This is a genomic window from Bradyrhizobium sp. (assembly GCF_016462955.1).
Classification (GTDB): domain Bacteria; phylum Pseudomonadota; class Alphaproteobacteria; order Rhizobiales; family Xanthobacteraceae; genus Bradyrhizobium.
This window is the reverse complement of the sequence record NZ_JAEMSD010000416.1, coordinates 3,485-6,152: the sequence shown is the minus strand read 5'-3', so window position 1 is coordinate 6,152 and position 2,668 is coordinate 3,485. Positions and strand designations below refer to the sequence as shown.

3 protein-coding genes are annotated in these 2,668 nt (G+C 63.6%); all 3 read left to right on the top strand.

Annotation, left to right across the window (positions count from 1 at the left end):
- Window positions 1-1,477: apolipoprotein N-acyltransferase (gene lnt / locus JHD07_RS30200; RefSeq protein WP_291628782.1), on the top strand; the 1,477-nt coding region annotated here is incomplete at its 5' end.
- Window positions 1,478-1,694: 217 nt separating this feature from the next.
- The gene (locus JHD07_RS30195) at window positions 1,695-2,108 is read left to right on the top strand and encodes a helix-turn-helix transcriptional regulator (RefSeq protein ID WP_018319423.1); all 414 of its coding nucleotides are present in this window, start codon (window positions 1,695-1,697) and stop codon (window positions 2,106-2,108) included.
- Between the two features lie 86 nt (window positions 2,109-2,194).
- A partial coding sequence (locus JHD07_RS30190) for a M20/M25/M40 family metallo-hydrolase (RefSeq protein WP_366865464.1) occupies window positions 2,195-2,668 on the top strand: 474 nt, incomplete at its 3' end.

Here is a 2,668-nt window from a genome sequence, read left to right as displayed (position 1 = left end):
GTTCGTCACCTTCCCGGTGCTTGTCTGGCTGATCGACGGCGCCGGCGCCGGCCGCCATGGCGGCGTCCCCGCCGCCGCTTTGACCGGCTACTGGTTCGGGCTCGGCTATTTCGTCCCGGGTCTCTACTGGATCGGCTACGCCTTCTTCGTCGACGCCGACGTGTTCGCCTGGCTAACGCCGTTCGCCGTGCTGGGCCTGCCGGCGTATCTGTCTATATTCACGGCAATGGGCTTTGCGCTGGCGCGCCTGCTCTGGACCAAGAACGCCACGCGCGTGCTGGCGCTCGCAGCAAGCCTCACCATCAGCGAATGGCTGCGCGGTCATGCGCTGACAGGGTTTCCCTGGAACGCGTTCGGCTATGCGCTCTCCGAGCCGCTGGTGCTGGCGCAGACGGCGTCGCTGATCGGGCTGTGGGGCATGACGTTCCTGACGGTGGCGATCTTCGCAAGCCCCGCGACGCTGATCGACCGAACGCCCGATCGCCGCCTGCAATGGCGCGTGCCGGCCGCCGCCATCGGGCTTCTGATCGTCATGGGCGTCTTCGGTGCGATCCGCCTGTCGCTGCATCCGACCACGACGATATCGGGCGCCAAGCTGCGCCTGATGCAGCCCAACCTGCAGCAGGATGCGAAATTCAACTACGCCGCCAAGGCGGAGGTGATGAAGAAATATTTGGCGCTGTCCGACCGAGCCTCCGGCCCGCAATCGACCGGCGTGCGCGATGCCACCATCCTGGTCTGGCCGGAATCCGCCTTTCCGTTCTTCCTGACCCGCGAAGCCGACGCGATGGCGCAAATCGCCGATCTGCTGCCGAAGGGCACCGTGCTGATCACGGGCTCGGTCCGCGCGCCCGACCTGCCGCGCGGCACGCCGATCACACGCGCCTATAATTCGATCTACGTGATCGATCACGAAGGCAGCGTCCTCGCCGTCTACGACAAGCTGCACCTGGTACCGTTCGGAGAATTTCTGCCCTATCAGTCGTTGATGGAGAAGCTTGGTTTCGAGCAACTGACGCGTGTGCGCGGCGGCTTCATTGCAGGTACCGTGCGGCATGCGCTGCCGGTCGCGGGCGCGCCGCCGGCACTGCCGCTGATCTGCTACGAGGCGATCTTCCCCGGCGAAGTGGCCGGACGCAACGAACGTCCGGGCTGGATCGTGAACCTCACCAATGACGGCTGGTTCGGCATCTCGACCGGCCCCTATCAGCACCTGGAGCAGTCGCGGATGCGCGCGATCGAGCTCGGATTGCCGCTGGTCCGCTCGGCCAATACCGGCATCTCCGCAGTGATCGATCCGGTCGGACGCACGGTCGCGAGCCTCGGTCTCGGCATCGAAGGCATTTTGGATGCAAACCTGCCGGCTGCGATCCCGCCGACGATCTATGCGCGCGTGGGTGACGTACCGGCGATCATGCTCGTCGCGCTCGCCGTGATTGTGGCCGTCCGCCGCCGCGTCGCCAAACGACATCCATGATCACTCTCATGGGCGTAGCCGGAATCCTTTGACAACCGTAGTCCCACGGTTGACAGACTGCACGCGGGCTCCCCATTCTGCACCGGCTGCGAAAGACAGCGCTGCGTTGCTAAATTTCTCCGCAATGTTTCCCAATAACAGGGTTCGATTTTGACGATGTTGCACCCGAGGCATGCTTGATGATTGCGCCGAAGGTGATGTTTGGAGGGCTGAGGAAATGTCGAAAGCGCCCAACCCTGTTGACAAATATGTCGGCAGTCGCGTGCGCATGCGCCGCATCATGTTGGGCATGAGTCAGGAAAAGCTCGGTGAAGCTTTGGGCCTGACTTTCCAACAGATCCAGAAATACGAGAAGGGCACAAACCGCGTGGGCGCGAGCCGCATCCAGCAAATCGCCGAGATTTTGCAGGTGCCGGTGTCGTTCCTGTTCGAAGGCGGCCCGAGCGGCGTGCCAGGACCGGATGGCTTCAGCGAAGGCGCCTCGCCCTCTTACGTCTCGGACTTTCTGGCGACCTCCGAAGGGCTCGCCCTGACCAAGGCGTTCACGCGAATCACCGATTCGAAGATGCGCCGTTCGATCGTCGACCTCGTCGAGCAGATTGCGGCGCGCGAAGGCCCCGACAAGCGCTGACGCGCCATTCTCGACGGCGATTTGAGACTGCGTCAAATCTGGCCTATGTCGTGATTTGCGGCGCGCTTCAGTGCGCGTCCGCTTCGATGATACGATTCAAGGACACAGATGCATCGATGGCCAGCTCCAATTGGTTCGATTCTCAAACCATCCTCGATGGTATCCGCCGCTGGGTGGAGATCGAGACGCCGACGGAAGCGCCTGAACAGGTCAACAAGCTGATCTCCATGGTGACGGAGCAATACCGCGACCTGCCTGCCAAGCTCGAGCGCATCGCCGGCGTGGATGGCTGCGGCGATCATCTCATCGTGCGCACCAATTGGGGCCAGGACCGGCCGGGCATCCTGGTGCTGAGCCACCTCGACACCGTTCATCCCATGGGCTTCATCGAGCGCCTGCCGTTCAAGGTCGAAGGTGACGTCGCGTTCGGTCCCGGCATCTACGACATGAAGGGCGGCGCCTATATCGCCCGTCACGCCTTTGGCGCGCTCTGCGCCGGCGGCGAGCGCTCGCCGCTCGGCATCACGGCCACGTGCGTCCCTTGCGGGCACCCGTCGAGA